18 protein-coding genes are annotated in these 18,812 nt (G+C 63.4%); 12 read left to right on the forward strand and 6 right to left on the reverse strand.

Annotation, left to right across the window (positions count from 1 at the left end; all coding sequences use genetic code 11):
• The first annotated feature begins 70 nt into the window (after positions 1–70).
• From AC0L2B_RS13465 to AC0L2B_RS13485, 5 genes are all read left to right on the forward strand, one after another.
• Positions 71–589 (forward strand): endonuclease domain-containing protein, encoded by a 519-nt coding sequence (locus AC0L2B_RS13465; RefSeq protein ID WP_473745666.1) that lies wholly within the window; start codon positions 71–73, stop codon positions 587–589.
• Positions 589–1,467, forward strand: coding sequence for an ABC transporter permease (locus tag AC0L2B_RS13470; RefSeq protein ID WP_023798697.1), 879 nt, complete (start codon positions 589–591; stop codon positions 1,465–1,467). The genes AC0L2B_RS13465 and AC0L2B_RS13470 overlap by 1 nt, the downstream gene beginning before the upstream one ends.
• Positions 1,464–2,600: an ABC transporter permease gene (locus tag AC0L2B_RS13475; protein WP_473745667.1), complete on the forward strand. Its 1,137-nt coding sequence runs from the start codon at positions 1,464–1,466 to the stop codon at positions 2,598–2,600. Before AC0L2B_RS13470 ends, AC0L2B_RS13475 begins: the two co-directional genes overlap by 4 nt.
• An 83-nt stretch (positions 2,601–2,683) precedes the next feature.
• Positions 2,684–3,655, forward strand: a complete 972-nt coding sequence (locus tag AC0L2B_RS13480) for an ABC transporter substrate-binding protein (protein WP_023798699.1) — start codon at positions 2,684–2,686, stop codon at positions 3,653–3,655.
• 172 nt (positions 3,656–3,827) lie between these two features.
• Positions 3,828–4,277 carry a CHRD domain-containing protein gene (locus AC0L2B_RS13485; RefSeq protein ID WP_287252271.1) on the forward strand — a complete coding sequence of 150 codons (450 nt, stop codon included), beginning with the start codon at positions 3,828–3,830 and terminating at the stop codon, positions 4,275–4,277.
• An 88-nt stretch (positions 4,278–4,365) separates the two neighbouring features.
• On the opposite strand, the gene AC0L2B_RS13490 is transcribed toward AC0L2B_RS13485, so the two are convergent.
• From AC0L2B_RS13490 to AC0L2B_RS13500, 3 genes are all read right to left on the reverse strand, one after another.
• Entirely contained in the window at positions 4,366–6,015 is a 1,650-nt protein-coding gene (locus tag AC0L2B_RS13490) for a thiamine pyrophosphate-binding protein (RefSeq protein WP_473745668.1), read from the reverse strand.
• Complete coding sequence (locus AC0L2B_RS13495; protein ID WP_473745669.1) at positions 6,012–7,187, reverse strand: CaiB/BaiF CoA transferase family protein; 1,176 nt, start codon at positions 7,185–7,187, stop codon at positions 6,012–6,014. The genes AC0L2B_RS13490 and AC0L2B_RS13495 overlap by 4 nt, the downstream gene beginning before the upstream one ends.
• A gap of 158 nt (positions 7,188–7,345) precedes the next feature.
• Positions 7,346–8,281, reverse strand: coding sequence for an alpha/beta fold hydrolase (locus AC0L2B_RS13500; protein WP_473745670.1), 936 nt, complete (start codon positions 8,279–8,281; stop codon positions 7,346–7,348).
• 196 nt (positions 8,282–8,477) lie between these two features.
• Here AC0L2B_RS13500 and AC0L2B_RS13505 point away from each other — a divergent pair, with 196 nt between their 5' ends.
• From AC0L2B_RS13505 to AC0L2B_RS13525, 5 genes are all read left to right on the forward strand, one after another.
• The gene (locus AC0L2B_RS13505; protein WP_473745671.1) at positions 8,478–9,503 is read left to right on the forward strand and encodes a ribonuclease T2 family protein; all 1,026 of its coding nucleotides are present in this window, start codon (positions 8,478–8,480) and stop codon (positions 9,501–9,503) included.
• Positions 9,504–9,660: 157 nt separating this feature from the next.
• The gene (gene ettA, locus AC0L2B_RS13510) at positions 9,661–11,310 is read left to right on the forward strand and encodes an energy-dependent translational throttle protein EttA (RefSeq protein WP_473745672.1); all 1,650 of its coding nucleotides are present in this window, start codon (positions 9,661–9,663) and stop codon (positions 11,308–11,310) included.
• A 43-nt stretch (positions 11,311–11,353) separates the two neighbouring features.
• Positions 11,354–12,124, forward strand: coding sequence for a trans-aconitate 2-methyltransferase (gene tam, locus AC0L2B_RS13515; RefSeq protein ID WP_473745673.1), 771 nt, complete (start codon positions 11,354–11,356; stop codon positions 12,122–12,124).
• A gap of 208 nt (positions 12,125–12,332) precedes the next feature.
• The gene (locus tag AC0L2B_RS13520) at positions 12,333–13,454 is read left to right on the forward strand and encodes a beta-ketoacyl-ACP synthase III (RefSeq protein ID WP_473745674.1); all 1,122 of its coding nucleotides are present in this window, start codon (positions 12,333–12,335) and stop codon (positions 13,452–13,454) included.
• Between the two features lie 137 nt (positions 13,455–13,591).
• Entirely contained in the window at positions 13,592–14,209 is a 618-nt protein-coding gene (locus AC0L2B_RS13525; RefSeq protein WP_473745675.1) for an MOSC domain-containing protein, read from the forward strand.
• A gap of 109 nt (positions 14,210–14,318) precedes the next feature.
• Here AC0L2B_RS13525 and AC0L2B_RS13530 read toward each other — a convergent pair whose 3' ends face one another.
• A complete protein-coding gene (locus tag AC0L2B_RS13530; protein WP_473745676.1) occupies positions 14,319–14,630 on the reverse strand; it encodes a DUF2293 domain-containing protein in 312 nt (103 codons plus the stop codon).
• Positions 14,627–15,163, reverse strand: coding sequence for a tRNA (N6-threonylcarbamoyladenosine(37)-N6)-methyltransferase TrmO (gene tsaA, locus AC0L2B_RS13535; protein ID WP_473745678.1), 537 nt, complete (start codon positions 15,161–15,163; stop codon positions 14,627–14,629). Before tsaA ends, AC0L2B_RS13530 begins: the two co-directional genes overlap by 4 nt.
• A 144-nt stretch (positions 15,164–15,307) precedes the next feature.
• Here tsaA and AC0L2B_RS13540 point away from each other — a divergent pair, with 144 nt between their 5' ends.
• Both AC0L2B_RS13540 and metF read left to right on the forward strand, forming a co-directional pair.
• A complete protein-coding gene (locus AC0L2B_RS13540) occupies positions 15,308–16,330 on the forward strand; it encodes an ArsR/SmtB family transcription factor (RefSeq protein WP_473493937.1) in 1,023 nt (340 codons plus the stop codon).
• Entirely contained in the window at positions 16,330–17,247 is a 918-nt protein-coding gene (gene metF / locus AC0L2B_RS13545) for a methylenetetrahydrofolate reductase [NAD(P)H] (protein WP_023798712.1), read from the forward strand. Before AC0L2B_RS13540 ends, metF begins: the two co-directional genes overlap by 1 nt.
• A 511-nt stretch (positions 17,248–17,758) precedes the next feature.
• On the opposite strand, the gene AC0L2B_RS13550 is transcribed toward metF, so the two are convergent.
• Positions 17,759–18,673 carry a DMT family transporter gene (locus AC0L2B_RS13550; protein WP_473745679.1) on the reverse strand — a complete coding sequence of 305 codons (915 nt, stop codon included), beginning with the start codon at positions 18,671–18,673 and terminating at the stop codon, positions 17,759–17,761.
• Positions 18,674–18,812: the final 139 nt, after the last annotated feature.

Consider the following 18,812-nt stretch of genomic DNA (forward strand, 5'->3'; position numbering starts at 1 on the left):
CGGGCCCAACCACGCCTTCGTCATCCTAGGGCGGAGCAAGGAGCGACGCGGTGCAGGGCAGGGCACAGCTATGAGGATTGAGCGGGATGAGCTCCCTCCTCTCCCCGACGGGGAGAGGGTGGCCGGAGCGAAGCGGAGGTCGGGTGAGGGGGCGGCGCCGACAGATCCGACGAAAAGAAATGCCGGGGCAACCGCTCGCGCTCGAAAGCTGCGGGTCGACGAAACCGAGGCTGAGTACCGACTTTGGGGGGAACTGAGAGGACGTCATCTCAACGGCTACAAATTTGTGAGGCAAGTGCCGCTTGGACCTTTCATCGCGGATTTCGTTTGTCGCGAGAAGGGTCTGATTGTCGAACTCGATGGTAGCCAGCATGCGGATTCACCAACCGACCCCGCCAGGACGGCCTGGTTGAATGGCCATGGTTATTCCGTTCTTCGGTTCTGGAACCATGAAGTTCTGGCCGAACGTCGAGCGGTCCTTGATACGATCTTGGCTTGCCTCGACGGAAAGATTTCTACCCCCTCACCCGGCCTCCGCTTCGCTCCGGCCACCCTCTCCCCGTTGGGGAGAGGAGGGGAGCTTCGCTGATGGACTCCTTTCGCGACAAGATCGTTCCGGTGACCTCGATCCTCGCAGGCGTGGTGGTCGTCTGGTATGTTTTCGCCGTCATCCTCAACGCGCCGTTCCAGCGCGATCTCGACCGCCGTGCCGGCGAGACGCCGGGGATCGTGGAGTTCATCGGCAAGACGATGGCGCAGCCCAAGCCGACACTGCCGGCGCCGCATCAGGTGGCGGTGAATTTCTTCGAGAACACGTTTCTGCGCAAGGTCACCAGCAATCGCAGCCTTGTCTACAATGCCTGGGTGACGCTGTCCTCGACGCTGCTCGGCTTCGCTTTCGGCACGGCGCTCGGCATCCTGATTGCCGTCGGCATCGTCCATGTGGCGACGCTCGACCGCAGCCTGATGCCGTGGATCATCGCCTCGCAGACCATTCCGATCCTGGCGGTGGCGCCGATGATCATCGTCGTGCTGGCGGCGATCGGCGTTACCGGCCTGATCCCGAAGGCGCTGATCTCGACCTATCTGTCGTTCTTCCCGGTGGCGGTCGGCATGGTCAAGGGGCTGCGTTCGCCCGAACTCACCCATCTCGACCTGATGCACACCTACAATGCCAGCCCCTCGCAGACCTTCTGGAAGTTGCGGGTGCCGGCATCGGTGCCGTTCCTGTTCACCTCGATGAAGGTGGCGGTCGCCGCCAGCCTGGTCGGCGCCATCGTCGGTGAACTGCCGACCGGTGCCGTCGCCGGCATCGGCGCCAAGCTGCTCGCCGGCGCCTATTACAGTCAGACCATCGACATCTGGTCGGCGCTGGTGGCCGGCTCGGTGGTGGCGGCCTTGCTGGTGATGGTGGTCGGCATTGCCGGGCGCCTCGTCGACCGCGCCATGGGCGGGAGGCCGGCATGAGTTCCCTCCTGAGCCTTTCGTCGATCACCCCCCGCTCGTGGCAAGGGTATGCCGCGCTTGTCCTTCTTGCCGGCGCGCTGCTTCTTTGGCCGCTTGTCGATGCGGCGCTCGGCTATGGTGTCGGTACCGCGGCTTTGATTTTTTTGTTGCTGCTCCTGGCAATCGAGGCCGATAATTTCCCGCCGGCAGTCGGGGTGGTGTTGCTCTTCCTTGGCGCGCATGGCGCGGCGTGGCTATTGCTCGCCGGCATAACCGGCAACGAAGGCACCGCTCGCGCGTCGTTCTATCTGCTGCTCGCCGCGGCATGGCTTCTGGCCTGGCGTTGCGTGACGGTGCTGTCAGCGCTTCGCCCGGCCTCGCGCTGGGCGGCGACCGCTTTGCGGCTGATCATCCCGGCGATCTTCGGCGCCTGGATCCTGATCATCTGGGAGGCGGTGACGCGCGGCGCCGGCATTCCTTTCATCCTGCTGCCGCCGCCAAGCGCCATCGGCGTGCGCATCGCCAATTCGCTGCCGGTGCTGGCCGCCGACGTGCGGCAGACCATCTTCAAGGCGGTGATCTTCGGCTATATTGTCGGTAGCGGCGCCGGCATCCTTGCTGCCATCGCGGCCGACCGCGTGCCGTTCCTGCGCCGCGGCTTGCTGCCGATCGGCAATATGGTGTCGGCGCTGCCGATCATCGGCGTGGCGCCGATCATGGTCATGTGGTTCGGCTTCGACTGGCAGTCGAAGGCCGCCGTCGTCATCATCATGACCTTCTTCCCGATGCTGGTGAACACGGTCGCCGGGCTTGCTGCCTCCGGCCATATGGAACGCGATCTGATGCGCACCTATGCGTCGAGCTACTGGCAGACGCTGTTCAAGCTGCGGCTGCCGGCGGCAGCCCCCTTCATCTTCAACGCGCTGAAGATCAATTCGACGCTGGCACTGATCGGCGCCATCGTCGCGGAGTTCTTCGGCACGCCGGTGGTCGGCATGGGATTCCGGATTTCGACCGAAGTCGGGCGGATGAATATCGACATGGTCTGGGCCGAAATCGCAGTTGCAGCACTTGCTGGTTCGGTCTTTTATGGCGTGGTCGCTCTTTTCGAGAGAGCAGTCACGTTTTGGCATCCCTCCGTCCGTGGTGGATAGGGCGGTGGCGGGTTTGGAATCAGGGGTTGGATTGAAGGTCCTGGTCCTAAAAGGGTGAACACTTAACTCCAGAGGGTAAAAGCATGAAAAGACTTGTTGTTTCGATGCTGGCCGGCGCGATGTCGCTTGCCGCGTTCCAGGCGATGGCCGCAGACAAGGTGACGCTGCAGCTGAAATGGGTCACGCAGGCCCAGTTCGCCGGCTACTACGTCGCCAAGGACAAGGGTTTTTATGAGGCCGAGGGCCTCGACGTCGAGATCAAGCCGGGCGGCCCCGATATCGCGCCCGAGCAGGTGATCGCCGGCGGCGGCGCCGACGTCATCGTCGACTGGATGGGCGGCGCGCTGGCAGCCCGCGAAAAGGGCGTGCCGCTGGTCAATATCGCCCAACCGTTCAAGAAGGCCGGCATGCAGCTGGTCTGCCCGAAGGACGGCCCGGTCAAGACCGAAGCCGACTTCAAGGGCCATACGCTCGGCGTCTGGTTCTTCGGCAACGAGTATCCGTTCTACGCCTGGATGAACAAGCTCGGCTTGAAGACCGACGGCGGCCCGGATGGCGTCACCGTGCTGAAGCAGAGTTTCGACGTGCAGCCGCTGATCCAGAAGCAGGCGGATTGTATTTCGGTCATGACCTACAACGAATACTGGCAGCTCATCGATGCCGGCTACAAGCCGGAAGAGTTGATCGTGTTCAACTACTCGGCCATGGGCAACGACCTGCTTGAGGACGGTCTCTACGCCTTGGAGGACAAGCTCAAGGATCCGGCCTTCGAGGACAAGATGGTGCGTTTCGTGCGCGCCTCGATGAAGGGCTGGAAATACGCCGTCGACAATTCCGACGAGGCGGCCGGCATCGTCATGGACAATGGCGGCCAGGACGAGAACCACCAGAAGCGCATGATGGGCGAAGTCGCCAAGCTGATCGACAATGCCGACGGCAAGCTCGACCCGGCGACCTACGCGCGCACCGCCAAGGCGCTGCTCGACCAGAAGATCATCACCAAGGAGCCGACCGGCGCCTACACGACCGCCATCACCGACAAGGCCATCAAGTAAAGGGCCATCAACCGGGGCCTCTGGGGCCCGCAATTCGAAAAAAAGGGGACGGGCGACCGCCCCCTTTTTTGGCATGTAAAATAGCCGTTACCGGTGGAAACATCCGCTCGCCACGACCGTTGTTCCAGTGCATCCTGCTTCAGCGGATGTCATCGCCACAACGGAGAATTCCATGCGCATGCAATCCTTCTCGCCGATGCTTTCGGCGCTCGCCGTTTCGGCTCCCTTCCTGTGCGCTTCACCGGCCTTGGCCGACATGATGAAGATGAAGGCGACGCTCGATGGCGCTCAGCAGAATCCAGCCGTCACCACGGAGGGCAAAGGCGAGGCCACTCTCGGCTTCAACACCGACACGAAACAGCTCACCTGGAACGTGATGTTTTCAGGTCTCAGTGGACCGGCGACGGCCGGACATATTCACGGTCCGGCAGCAAAGGGTGAAAATGCCGACGTCGTCGTCCCGTTCAAGGGCGCTCCGAAAAGCCCGTTCAAGGGGGCGGCGATCCTGACCGACGCGCAGGCTGCCGACCTGATGGCCGGCAAATATTATATCAACCTTCATACGGAGGCCCACAAGGACGGCGAGATCCGCGGGCAGATCGAGAAGGCGGCGACGATGTAGCGCAACGTCGGCCCGGCGAAGCGCTGCACTAGCCTGTCGAAGTTTGCGGGACAGCGCCGCGAAGAAATTCGGCCTATGCCTCTGGCGCTCACGACCTGTCCCGTATCTGGGTCATCGTCCGGGTCGGCGTGATCGCCTCGGGGTCGAGCCTGATCTCGACGATCGACGGCTTGCCGCTGGCACGGGCGCGTTCGAAGGCCGGCGCGAAGTCGGCCGTCTTCTCGACGGTTTCGCCATGGCCGCCATAGGCGCGGGCGAGCGCCGCGAAGTCGGGATTCTTCAGGTCGGTGGCGACGACGCGGCCGGGATACTCGCGCTCCTGATGCATGCGGATGGTGCCGTAGATGCCATTGTTGACGACGACGACGATGATCGGCAGATCGTACTGCACGGCGGTGGCGAATTCCTGGCCGTTCATCAGGAAGCAGCCGTCGCCGGCGAAGGCGATCACGTCGCGCTCGGGAAACAATTCCTTGGCGGCGACCGCTGCCGGCGTGCCGTAGCCCATCGAGCCGGAGGTCGGTGCTGCCTGCGTGGCAAAGCGCCGAGAACGGTGGAAGCGGTGCACCCAGGTGGCGTAGTTGCCGGCGCCGTTGGTGAGGATCGCATCGTCGGGCAGCATTTTTTCGAGATAGTTCATGATCGGCCCCATCTGGACGGCGCCGGGGCCGCTTTCGGGCGGTGTCGACCAGTCGAGATAGGCGGCGTGCAGCTTCGGTGTTTCATCCGCCCAGACCGGCGTGGCGGCCGGCTTGCGCCCGGCAAAGGCCTCGACGAAGGCGGACGGCGAGGCGTTGATCGCCAGCGTCGGCCGATAGACACGGCCGAGCTCGCCGGCGTCGGCATGGACATGGACCAGCGTCTGGTCGGGATAGGGGCTTTTGAGCAGCGTGTAGTCGGAGGACGGCATCTCGCCCATGCGGCCGCCGATCAGCAGCACGAGGTCGGCCTGCTTGATGGCGGTCGCCAGCTTCGGGTTGATGCCGATGCCGACATCGCCGGCATAGTTGGGGTGGAGATGATCGAACAGCATCTGGCGGCGGAAGGAGCAGCCGACCGGCAGCGACCAGGCTTCGGCGATCGTCCGCATCCGCGCGACGGCCGCCGCATCCCAGCGCGTGCCGCCGAGGATGACGAAGGGGCGTTTTGCCTTGCCGAGAAGCTTTTCCAGAGCATCGAGCTCGGCCTCGCCCGGCCGCGTTTCGACCGGCGTATGGGGCAGGGCTGCTGGCGCCTCGGCCAAGCTGGTCAGCATGTCTTCCGGCAGCGAGATGACGACCGGGCCGGGACGGCCGGATGTCGCCACCGCGAAGGCGCGGGTGACGAATTCGGGAATGCGCGCGGCGTCGTCGATCTCGACCACCCATTTGGCGATGTCGCCGAAGAACCTGACGTAGTCGACCTCTTGAAAAGCCTCGCGCTGCTTGGCGTGGCTGGCGACCTGGCCGATGAACAGGATGACGGGCACCGAATCCTGCATGGCGATGTGAATGCCGGCCGAGGCGTTGGTGGCGCCGGGGCCGCGGGTGACGAAGCAGATGCCTGGCTTGCCGGTCAGGCGGCCATGGCAGTCGGCCATCATCGCGGCGCCGCCTTCCTGGCGGCAGACGATGGTGCGGATCGGCGAGTCGTGCAGCGCGTCAAGCACCGCAAGGTAGGATTCGCCGGGCACGCAATAGATACGGTCCGTTCCGTTGGCTTCGAGCGCATCGACAATCAGTTGTCCGCCGGTCTTCATTTTCCTGACCTCTCCAGTTCGGCAAGGATTTCTTCGGTGTGTTCGCCGAGACGCGGCGAGGGCTGCTCATAGACCAGCGGCGTGCCCGACATGATCATCGGCGCGCGCACCGAGGGCAACAGATTGCCATGGCCGTCGTCGAGGTCGAGCCGCATGCCGCGCGCGATGGTCTGCGGGTCGGCGAACATCTCGCCGATCGTGTTGATCGGGCTGGCAGGCACGCCTGCCGCCTCCAGCCTGGCCAGCAGCGGATCGCGATCGAAGGTTTTCAGCGCCTCGATTATATGCTCGCGCAGCTTGGCCCGGTTGGCGACCCGGGCGGGATTGGTGGCGAAATCGGGGTTCGATGGCAGGTTGTCCAACCCGACGGCGGCGCAGAATTTGGCAAACTGGCCGTCATTGCCGATGGCAAGGATGATGTGGCCGTCCTTCACCGGCACCACTTCGTAGGGCGCGATGTTCATATGCGCGTTGCCCATCTGCACCGGCGATTTTCCCGAGACCAGATAGTTGAGGTTCTGGTTGCCGAGCGCCGAGATCTGGCTGTCGTAGAGCGCCATGTCGATATGCTGGCCTTCGCCGGTCTTCTCGGCATGGCGAAGTGCGGCCTGGATGGCGATCACCGAATAGAGGCCGGTGAAAATGTCTGAAATGGCGACACCGGCCTTTTGCGGCTCGCGGCCGGCCTCGCCGGTGATCGACATCATGCCGGCCATGCCCTGGATGATGAAGTCATAGCCGGCGCGTGGCGCATACGGCCCGTCCTGGCCGAAGCCGGTGATCGAGCAATAGATCAACCGCGGGTTGATTTTGCGCAAGCTGTCATGGTCGAGGCCGTATTTCTTCAGCCCGCCGAGCTTGAAGTTTTCGATCAACACGTCCGATGTCGCAGCCAGCCGGCGCACTGTCTCGGCGCCTTCGGGCGTCGAGAAATCGATGGCGATGGAGCGCTTGCCGCGATTGCAGGAATGGTAGTAGGCGGCCGAGAGGTTTTCGCCGTCATGGCTCATGACGAAGGGCGGACCCCATTTGCGGGTATCGTCGCCGCCATCAGGGCTCTCGACCTTGATCACGTCGGCGCCGAGATCGGCAAGCAATTGCCCCGCCCACGGCCCGGCCAGGATGCGGGCGAGTTCGATTACGCGGATGCCTTTCAGCGGAGGCTCGGTCATGGATCACCGTGGTTGATCGAAAGCGCAGGCTCTGGTTTTCTTTTTATGCATGTCGTTATCCCAAAACCGCTGCGCACTTTTGGGCAACATGCACTATCAATCCCGCGTGCCGAAGTCACGGTTCTTGCAATGGGCCAACCGGACCGTGCCAATCTCGGTCAGGCTTGTTTCAGCACGCTGTCGGCCCATGCGGCGAAATCGTCCATGATGATATTTCGATTCACCTCGTTCAGGCTTTCGTGGCGGGTCTCGGCGTAAACCTTTGAAACGAGATTCGAAAAGCCCATCCTGTGCAGGCGCCCAGCGAGATGGCTGACCGCCTTGCCACCGCCGGTGGCGGGATCCTTTTCGCCGCCGACCAGGCAGATCGGCAGGGTCTTGCGGATGCCGGAAAATTTGGTGTCGTCGGCGCCGTCGAAGACAAAGCCGAACAGGTCACGCCACATCGACACCGACGCATCCCAGCCGCACAGCGGATCGGCGATGTATTTGTCGACTTCGGCCGCGTCGCGCGACAGCCAGTCGAACGGCGTGCGGTGATCGGGGACGGCTTTGCCCCAGGCCTGGAAGGTCAGTCTCGGCAGCAGGCGCGACGGCATGTCGGAGCCGAGCCGGAATTTTTCCCAGGCCAGGATGATTTGCGCGGCACGGCCGGCGAGCCCGGCGGATAAATTGGCGTTCCAGATGGCCGCGGCGTGCAGCCGGTTCGAATTATGAAGCATGAAATTCAGCGCGACGAGACCGCCCATGGAATGGCCGAAGACGATGACCGGCAGGCCGGGATGGTCGCCGGCGATCAGGTCGTGCACCGCCGCGACATCGGCGATGACCTTGGCGCCGCGATCCACTTTGGCGAATGTGCCGAGCGGAGCGTCTGGCGCCTTGGTGGCGCCATGGCCGCGATGGTCATGGGCATAGACGTGGAAGCCGCACTCGCCCAGAAAGGTAGCGAAGCGGACATAGCGCGCGGCATGTTCGGCCAGTCCGTGATTGATCTGGACAACCGCACGCGGGCGGCCCTCGGCGCGTTTCACGTAAAGGTTGAGCTCGGCGCCGGTCGGCGATCGCAGCACGCGCTGCTGGCTGAATGACATTATCGATTCGTCTCCAACGCGACCTTTTCCGCCTGGAGATTTGTGTGCGCCGACGCCGGTTTTGCGTCAATCCGTTGGCGGTGTTTTGCAGCGCTGTTCTTGCGTCGCAACGCGGGTATCGCAATTCTGACATGGAGAATTTGCTACCCAGAGAGCGGCAGTCTGTTGCCCAGCATTATTCAACCGGAGAGTACCCATGCGTACGCTGACAGGTCTTGTTTTTGGATCGGCGCTTGCCGCCGCGTCGCTGACGGGTGCTGTGCGGGCCGAGGTCAAGATGAGCGGCTCTTTCGTCGCCGACGCCATCTGTCCAGCCACCCAGGCCATCAGGAGCGGCAAGAACCCGGGCAATATCGCGACCGATGCGGGACAGAGCTACGAGCTGCTGGCTGGCAACAAGGATGCTCCCACGCACTATCTGATCCGCGTGCCCGGGGCCGATCCGGAGCGCCGCTGGGTGAAGGTCGATTGCGGCCATGTTTCGGGCGGCAGCGCGTCCGGGGAATCGGCAGCACCGGTGCCGGCCGACCAGGAGAAGCCTGCTGAGCCGGCTTCGCGAAAGCCCGAATATGTCCTCGCGCTGAGCTGGCAGCCGGCGTTTTGCGAAACCAGGCCCGGCAAGACCGAATGCAAGGCGCAGACCGCGGCCGGTTTTGAGGCAACGCATTTCGCCTTGCACGGGCTGTGGCCGCAGCCGAACGGAAATTTCTATTGCCAGGTGGCAGCGGCCGACAAGGCGAACGACAATCCGGCGCACTGGCAGGACCTGCCGCCGGTCAAGCTCGAGCCGAACACCCGGTCGGAGCTCGATCGGGTCATGCCAGGCACCGCATCCGCTCTCGACAGGCATGAGTGGATCAAGCATGGCACCTGTTACGGCAAGAGCCAGCAGGCGTATTTTTCCGATGCGCTGAACTTGACGCGCGCGGTGAATGCGTCATCGGTGCGTGATCTTTTCACGCAGAAAATTGGCCGGGATCTGACCTCTGGCCAGATCCGCGCCGCCTTCGACAGTGCCTTTGGTCCCGGCGCCGGCGAGCGGGTTCGCGTCTCCTGCGTGAACGATCCTTCGAGCGGCAGGCGGCTGATCGGCGAACTGACGCTCGGCCTGACCGGCCCAATCGGTCCGAACTCTTCGCTCAGTGAGCTGCTGCTGGCCTCAGTGCCGACGAACAATGCCGGCTGTCCGAAAGGCATCGTCGATCCGATCGAGTTCCAGTGACACTGGATGCCTATGCGCCGATGCCGATCGCGCCCGTCTCGGCCGGAAGACAAATCCGAAATGCCAAAACAGTTTGCCGTTCGGCGCGGCATCGCCTACATAGCGCGCAACTTCCATTCAATCCGACATTCCAGTCGACTTTTCAGGGAAAGCGCGCGTGGCACGCCAGTTCATCTATCACATGGCCGGCCTCAACAAGGCCTACGGCACCAAGAAGGTGCTCGAGAATATCCACCTCTCCTTCTACCCGGACGCCAAGATCGGCATCCTCGGGCCGAACGGCGCCGGCAAGTCGACCATCCTCAAGATCATGGCCGGCATCGACAAGGAGTGGAGCGGCGAGGCGTGGCTGGCCGAAGGCGCCACCGTCGGTTACCTGGCGCAGGAGCCGGCGCTCGATGCGAGCAAGACCGTGTTCGAGAACGTCATGGAAGGCGTCGCCGCCAAGACCGCGATCATCGAACGCTACAACGAATTAATGATGAACTATTCCGACGAGACGGCCGACGAGTCGGCCAAGCTCCAGGACGAGATGGACCGGCTCAACCTGTGGGATCTCGAACAGCAGGTCGAGATGGCGATGGAAGCGCTGGGCTGCCCGCCCAAGGAAGCCGACGTCACCAAGCTGTCGGGCGGCGAGCGCCGCCGCGTGGCACTGTGCCAACTGCTGCTGCGCCAGCCCGACCTCCTGCTGCTCGACGAGCCGACCAACCATCTCGACGCCGAGACGACGGCGTGGCTGGAAAAGCATCTGCGCGCCTATCCCGGCGCGGTGATGATCATCACCCACGATCGCTACTTCCTCGACAATGTCACCGGCTGGATCCTCGAGCTCGATCGCGGCCGCGGCATTCCCTATGAGGGCAACTACACCAAATATCTCGAAGCCAAGGCCAAGCGGCTCAAGCAGGAGGGCCGCGAGGACGATGCGCGCCAGCGGGCGATCGGCCGCGAGCGCGAGTGGATCCAGTCCAGCCCCAAGGCACGGCAGACCAAGTCGAAAGCGCGCATCCAGGCGTTCCAGGATCTGCTGGATGCGGCCGACAAGCGGCGTCCGAGCGACACCCAGATCGTCATTCCGCATGGCGAGCGGCTCGGCAATGTGGTGATCGAGGTCGAGGACCTGTCGAAGGGCTTTGGCGATACGCTGCTGATCGACGACCTCGACTTCAAACTGCCGCCCGGCGGCATCGTCGGCGTCATCGGCCCGAACGGCGCCGGCAAGACGACGCTGTTCCGCATGATCACCGGCCAGGAAAAGCCGGATGCCGGCACGATCCGCGTCGGCGAGACGGTCAAGCTCGGTTACGTCGACCAGAGCCGCGATGCGCTCGACCCGGCCAAGACCGTGTGGGAAGAAATCTCGGGCGGCGCCGAAGTGGTCAAGCTCGGCAAGTTCGAGGCCAACACCCGCGCCTATTGCGCCTCGTTCAATTTCCGCGGCGGCGATCAGCAGCAGAAGGTCGGCAATCTGTCCGGCGGCCAGCGCAACCGCGTCCATCTGGCCAAGATGCTGAAGACCGGCGGCAATGTGCTGCTGCTCGACGAACCCACCAACGATCTCGATACCGAAACGCTGGCGGCGCTCGAAGACGCGCTGGAAAACTTCGCCGGCTGCGCCGTCATCATCTCGCACGACCGCATGTTCCTCGATCGGCTGGCGACGCACATTCTTGCCTTTGAGGGCGACAGCCATGTCGAGTGGTTCGAGGGCAATTTCGAGGATTACGAGCAGGACAAGATCCGCCGGCTCGGCCCCGACGCCATCAACCCGCACCGCATGACGTACAAGAGGTTGACGCGATAGGGGTTTTAGGGCGGCGCATTCTCAAATGATCTGAGGAGCTGAAATGGCAGACTGGTCCGCCGCCCAATATCTCAAATTCGAGGACGAGCGCACGCGTCCGGCGCGCGATCTCGTTGCGCAGGTGCCGATGGCGGCGCCGCGCCGGGTCGTCGACATCGGCTGCGGGCCGGGCAATTCGACGCAATTGCTGGTCGAACGCTGGCCGAGCGCTGAGGTCAGCGGTTTGGACACCTCGCCCGACATGATCGAGAAGGCGAAGGCACGTCTGCCGGATGTGGCTTTCGAACTGGCGGATGCGGCGGCGTGGCAGCCCGAAGAGCCGGTCGACGTGATCTTCGCCAATGCGGTGTTCCAGTGGCTGCCCGAGCATCCGGCGATCTTCCAGCGGCTGATGGGATTTTTGGCGCCAGGCGGCGCGCTTGCCGTGCAGATGCCCGACAATATGGGCGAGCCGTCGCACCGGCTGATGCGCGAGACGGCGGCCGAAATGCCGTTTGCCGAAAAGCTCGAGGGTGCTGCTCGCGGGCCGCTGCCGCCGGTGTCGTTCTATTACGATCTTTTGTCGCCGCTCTCCGACCGGCTCGACATCTGGCACACCGCCTACAATCATCCGCTGGCCGATGCCGGGGCGATCGTCGAGTGGCTGAAGTCGACGGGGCTGAAGCCGTTCCTCGATCCGCTCGACGCGGACGAGCGACGGTTTTTTCTCACGCGCTACACCGCTGGGATAACCGAAGCCTATCCGAAGACGGCGAACGGCAAGGTGCTGCTGCGTTTCCCGCGCCTTTTCATCGTCGCACGGCGCGCTGCCTAGAAACGATTGGCCGCATCGAGACGCACTGCCTGGCTGCGCTTGATTCGGTTTCGCCACAATGCGCATTTCAGCCACGCAAGGTTGTGGTCTTTTGCCTCAGGCCCTTGATTTAAGCCGGCTTAAACTAGCTTGATGCGAATAATGTTGCGCCGAGCTCTCGCGGCGCCCACATCAAGCCGTAGCGCCTGCGCATGGGGACGAACTGAAAATGCATCGCGTCATCATCAGCGGCATCGGCGCTGAAATCCCCGGGCCTTCGATCACCAATGAGGAATTGGTCGACAGCTTCAATGCCTGGGTCGAGATGGAGAATGTCCGCCGCCAGGCTTCGGGCGAGACGCTGCTGCAGAAGTCGGACAGCGCCTTCATCGTCCATGCTTCGGGCGTGCAGACGCGCCATGTGATCGAGCGGGAAGGCATTCTCGACCCGACCCGCATGGCGCCGCGCATTCCGGCGCGGCCGGACGACGCGCTGTCGCTGGAAGCCGAGTTCGGCATCGCATCGGCCAGGAAAGCGCTCGACCATGCCGGCCTGGAGCCACCTGATGTCGACCTGGTGATCTGCTCGGCCTCGCATCACCAGCGGCCCTATCCGGCGATCGCCATCGAGATGCAGCAGGCGATGGGCACGAAGGGCGCCGGTTTCGACATGGGCCTTGGCTGCTCGTCGGCGGCGGCGGCGTTGCATATTGCGGTCAATCTGGTGCGGGCAGGCGCACACAGGCGCGTGCTGGTGACGACGCCCGAGATCATCACCGGCCATCTCAACTTCCGCGACAGGCAGACGCATTTCATCTTCGGCGACGCTTCGGTCTCGATGGTCGTCGAGGGGCTTGCCCAGGGCGACAAGCGGCCGGGACGCTTCGAGGTGCTCGACACCCGGACCTGGACGCAGATGTCCAACAACATCCGCACCAATCTCGGCTACTACACGCGCACCGCCCAGGACGATCCGTATATGATCAACCTGGAAGGCAACCTGATCAAGCAGGTCGGCAACAAGGTGTTCAAGGAAGTCACCGTCGCCGGGCACAAGTTCATCGTCGAGTTCCTGGCCGAGCATGGGCTGACGCCGCAAGCGATCCGGCGCTTCTGGCTGCATCAGGCCAATGCACGGATGAACGCCATGATCCTGAAGCTGTCGTTCGGCCACGAGGTCGACCATGACCGCGCGCCGATGGTGCTGGAGCGCCTCGGCAACACCGCCGGCGCCGGTGCGGTCGTCGCCTTGTCGGAAAACCACGCCGACATGAACGCCGGCGACTATGGCCTGCTCTGCGCCTTCGGCGCCGGCTATTCGATCGGCGGGGCGCTGTTGCGCATGCTCTGATTGGCGCGAACGGCACCGGCATTGGAAGGCGCCGGTGTAATCGCATCAGCCTGCTTGACTGGAGCATCAGTGCTTTAGGCTGGACCTGATGAACTCACTGCGGCTAATTGCTTGGCATCACGCACGGAGCGAAGCCTATGCTGGACCTCTTCCCCGAGACGGTAAACCCGGTCGAAATCATCCCGGCGCGGAAACTTGTCGCGCGGGTGGCCGCGCTTTACGTCGCGCCATCGGATCATTTCGAGACACGCGCGGTGGATGAATTGCGGCTTGGCTTCGACGGCATCGACGGCGATTTCCACGCCGGCGCGACGCGGCGCTCCGGCGGGCGCGAGCCCTGGTATCCGCGCGGCACCGAGATGCGCAACGAGCGCCAGCTGTCGATCGTGGCCGCGGACGAGCTGGCGATCGTGGCAGGGCGGATGGCCATCGCCGAGATCAAGCCGGAGTGGATCGGCGCCAATCTGTTGATCGAAGGCCTGCCGCATCTCTCGATGCTGCCGTCCGGCACGCTGCTGTTCTTTAAAGGAGGCGTCACCGTCAAGGTCGACGCGCAGAACGGACCTTGCCGCATCGCCGGGCGATCGGTCGCCGAGAATGCCGGAATGGCCGACCACGAGGCCGGCGCATTGCTGTTCCCGAAGGCGGCAAAGCGGCTGCGCGGCCTCGTCGCCTGGGTGGAAAAACCAGGCCGCATCACGGCCGGCGAGGAGATTTCGGTGCGTGTGCCCGAGCAGTGGATTTACCGGGCATAGTTGTTCGTCGAGGCGCATTGCCAGCGGGGGGAGGTGGTCGCCCACGGGTCTTGCCTTTGGCAAGCCCGAGGACAGACGCCGTAGAGCTCATACGGGTGCCATCGCTCCTCTATTCCTCGTCCTCATCCTGGAGCAGACGGGTGGCGCGCCAGCGGGTCAGCACTGTGTTGGTTTGCTCGATGACGAAGAAGCGCGCGGAATCGCGGTCATAGCCTTCGGCCAGCAGCTTTTCGTAGTCGGTGTGCATATGGCGGATATGAGCGATGGTTGCCAGCCACACGGCAATGCTCGGCGGCAAGCTCTTCATATGCACCGCGCCGGCGTCGGCGCGGATCTTCTCCATGTCGGCATAGGGCGCCAGCGGCAAAAGCGCTGTCAGCGCCTTGGCGATGGCGCGGCGGCGACCGGTCGGCGCGCTCATCGCATGACCTGTCCGGGCATGACCTGTCCGGGCTCGTCCCGTCCGGCAATGGTCGCATCGGCAAAGGCATCGGTCGAAGCGAAATAAGGCTTGATGTCGATCACCGGCGTGCCGTCGAGCACGTCGATGGCATCGAGATCGATACGGCCCGTTTCGATGTCGAGGGCGACGAGTTTTGCGATATGCAACCCGACCGGGTTCGGCCGGGCCGGGGAGCGCAGCGAAAAAACGCCTTTCGGTTCAGCCGCATGGCGGGGTTTCTGAACAATCAAGGTCCGCGGTGCGTGGTGCAGCCAGGACAGGATGATGACGTGGCTGGCGCGTTCAAGCCCGAGCAGGCCATCGCGATAAGGCAGCTCGATCGTCAGAACCGCCGGCCGTCCCGTTTCCTGCGCGGCCTTCATGTTCTTGGGGCAAGTTTCCCGCGTGGTCCAGGGCGAGGCGATGCGGCCGATGAAGACGACATGGCCGTCCGGCGGCATATCGGCGGGATCAGTTTCCAGAAGCTTTTCGCCGCTGCGCGTTTCGAACATGGTTTTCCACCCCGATCATGCATCCGGCTGTTGGCGATCCGCACCGCATGCGTCATTTTCTTGTCCGGGAGCGACATAGCGCTTGCAAGCCAACCAAAATCGACATAAACATATGTTTATATCTTTTTCAAAGAGAATGCTCGCATGCATGTCGCGCTCGACACCATGGTAGATACATTGAAGGCGGCGGCCGAATCCAGCCGGTTGCGCATCCTGGCGTTGCTGTCGCGCGGCGACCTCACCGTTTCCGATCTCACCGAAATCCTCGGCCAGTCGCAGCCGCGCGTCTCGCGCCACCTGAAGCTTTTACTGGAGGCGGGGCTGATCGGCCGCTATCAGGAGGGCTCCTGGGCCTTCTTCCGGCTGTCGGATTCGGATGCGGCGCGGGGTTTCGTGCTCAGGCTGGTCTCCGGTATCCGGGGTGCCGATCCGCAGGTCGAGCGTGACCTCGAGCGGTTGGCGGCGGTCAAGCGCAAGCGGCAGGATCGCGCCGCCGAATATTTCTCCGCAAATGCCGCAAGCTGGGATCACATCCGCTCGCTGCATGTGCCGGACCGCGCCGTGGAGGCAGCGCTGCTCAAGCTCGTCGGCAAGCGGCCGTTCCAGTCGATGCTCGACCTTGGCACTGGGACCGGGCGGCTGCTCGAGATCTTTTCGCCGCTCTACCGGCGCGGCATTGGCATCGACATGTCGCGCGAGATGCTGACGGTGGCGCGCGCCAATCTCGACAAGGCCGGCATTTCGAATGCGCAGGTGCGTCAGGGCGACATTTTTGCGCCGCCGGTCGAGCGCGACGCCTTCGATCTCGTCACCATCCACCAGGTGCTGCACTATCTCGACGATCCTGCCCGCGCGATCCGCGAGGCAGCTCGGCTGCTGCGTCCGGCAGGCCGGCTGGTGATCGTGGATTTCGCTCCGCATTCGCTGGAATTCCTGCGCGACGCCCACGCGCATGTGCGGCTCGGCTTTGCCGACCGGCAGATCACCGAGTGGTTTTCCGAGGCCGGGCTCGACCTCGAGGAGAGCCAGGAATTCGAGCCGCGCGCCGGCAACGAACCCAGGCTCACCGTAAAACTGTGGCTCGGCCGTGACCAGCGCATGCTGATCGCCGATCCTTCCAACCACGCACAACCGGCCAATGCCTTTCCGATAGGGGAAACCGCCTGATGAACCAGTTCCGCTTTTCCCGCCGCCCTGACATTGGCGACAAGATCAGGGTTTCGTTCGAGTTCTTCCCGCCGAAGAGCGACGAGATGGAAGCAAGGCTGTGGGACACCGTCACCCGGCTGCAGCCGCTCAAGCCGAAATTCGTCTCCGTCACCTATGGCGCCGGCGGCTCGACCCGCGAGCGCACGGCGCGCACGGTCAAGCGCATCCTCAACGAAACGACGCTGACGCCGGCGGCGCACATGACGTGCGTCGATGCGGCGCGTCACGAGGTCGATGAAGTCATCCAGGAATTCGCCGACATGGGTGTCACCCGCTTCGTCGCCCTGCGCGGCGATCCGGCCGAGGGCGTCGGCGCCGCCTATCGTCCGCATCCGGACGGCTATGCCAACGGCGCCGAACTGGTGGGGGCGCTGAAAGGTGTCGGCGATTTCGACATCTCGGTCTCCGCCTATCCGGAAAAGCATCCGGAGAGCCCGGATTTCGCCACCGATATCGATATGCTGAAGCGCAAGGTCGACAATGGCGCGACGCGGGCGATCACCCAGTTCTTCTTCGACAACGACCTCTACGAGCGCTATGTCGAGCGGGCGCGGCGGGCGGGCATCTACATACCGATCGTGCCGGGCATATTGCCGGTCCACAATTTTACCCAGGTCGCCAATTTCTCGGCGCGTTGCGGTGCGCTGGTGCCGGCGTGGATGGCCGAGCGCTTCGACGGGCTGCAGACGGACCCGCAGACGCATGCGCTGGTGGCGTCCGCGGTGGCGGCCGAGCAGGTGCTGGACCTTGTCGAGCGCGGCGTCGGCGATTTTCATTTCTACACCATGAACCGCGCCGATCTGGTCTTCGCCGTCTGCCACATGATCGGCATCCGCTCGCATGAGGCTGAAGCCGCGGGGTCCGCCGCGGCGTAAGTCTCTGTCAAATCCGGGATGCAAAAAGGCCGGGTAAAAAACCCGACCTTTTCAACGACTTGGACTATTTTGTGCTGCTTCCGTTGCTTGGCGGGTCTACGGAAGAAAGCCCATAATCAGCGCCCCGATGAATGCAAATGCAGCACAAATCATCAATGCGTTGATTGGCCTGGTAAGCCCCATGTCATAGCCTCCTCTTAAAGAGCTATGGCCAGAGTCTAGGGGCATTTCTGCCACAGGCAAGCGGAAACTATGCTGCAATGCGACGACAATGTGGAATTTGCGACAGGCCATTTGCCGTTAGGCATTGAAACTCTTCGGCAAAATTCCGCTTCGGCCCTGTGTACAAAATGTGACGGAGCTGGGGCAAGAATGGGTATGGCAGCGCTACCGTCGCCGAAAGTCGGGATCGATTTCGGGTCGATGCGAAGATTCGACGAATTGGAGCGTCGTTCGATTGGATACGAAGCTCTCAAGCGTGTCGCGCCTGGGCGCGCTTTGGTGACATGCATCAGCGTCGGCCGAACAGGCGGCCGTCGATGGTGACGAGGCCAAGCGCGATCAGCGCCATGCCGCCGAGCTCGAACAATTCGAGCCGTTCGCCCAGGAACAGAAAGCCGAGCAGGATCGCGCTGGCGGGCACGATCAGCGTGACCAGCGAGGCGTTGGTGGCGCCAGCCGAGGCGACGAGGTTGAAATAGAGGATGTAGGCGAAGGCGGTGGACAGCAGGGCCATCGCCAACACCGCCGCCCAGACCGGCGGCGAGGCCGAAAACAGATTGGCAGTGCCGTGGCCAAGCAGCACGATCGGGATCATGATGATGGTCGAAGCGGTCAATTGTCCAGTGGCGATGACCGGTGACGGCACACCCTTGAAGCGGCGGGCGATCATCAGGGCCACCGCATAGGACAGCGAGGCGCCGACCAGCGCGAATTTCGCCCAGACCGGACCGCCCAGCCCGGCAAGCAGGCCGGGACCGATCATCACCGCCGTGCCGACGATGCCGAGCGCGATCCCGGCAAGCTTGTTCCAGGAGAGCTTTTCGTCTGATGTCAGCGCGTTGGCGAGGATCAACGTCCAGAACGGCGTCGTCGAATTGAGCACCGAGGCGACACCGGCGCCAAGCTCGGTCTGGCCGGCGAAGATCAGCGAGAACGGTATGACGTTGTTGACGAGCGCCAGCAGAAAGAACAGGCCGGCATGCGGCAAGGCGATGCGGAAGGACGGACCGCGCAGGCCGAGATAGAGATGCAGCGCCAGCGCCGCGATGGCGACGCGAAACAGCACCAGCACCAGCGGCGGAATCTCGGCAACCGCAATGCGGGCAAAGAAGAACGAGCCACCCCAGATCGCACCGAGCAGCAGAAGCTGCGCCCAGTCTTTCAAGACCATGGGGCCGCGCATTGCCGTCGTCGAAATCGCCATGGATCATCCTCCCGGATGGTTCTGAATGCCAAGTCAATCAGGCTTCTGTTCAGGCCATATCCTGTTCGACGGCAAGGGCCACCCGAAACCAGAACAGTGGACTAGCATTCCATCATCTGCCGTAGCGCCGCAGCGTAAG

It is taken from the genome of Mesorhizobium sp. WSM4815, assembly GCF_055811575.1.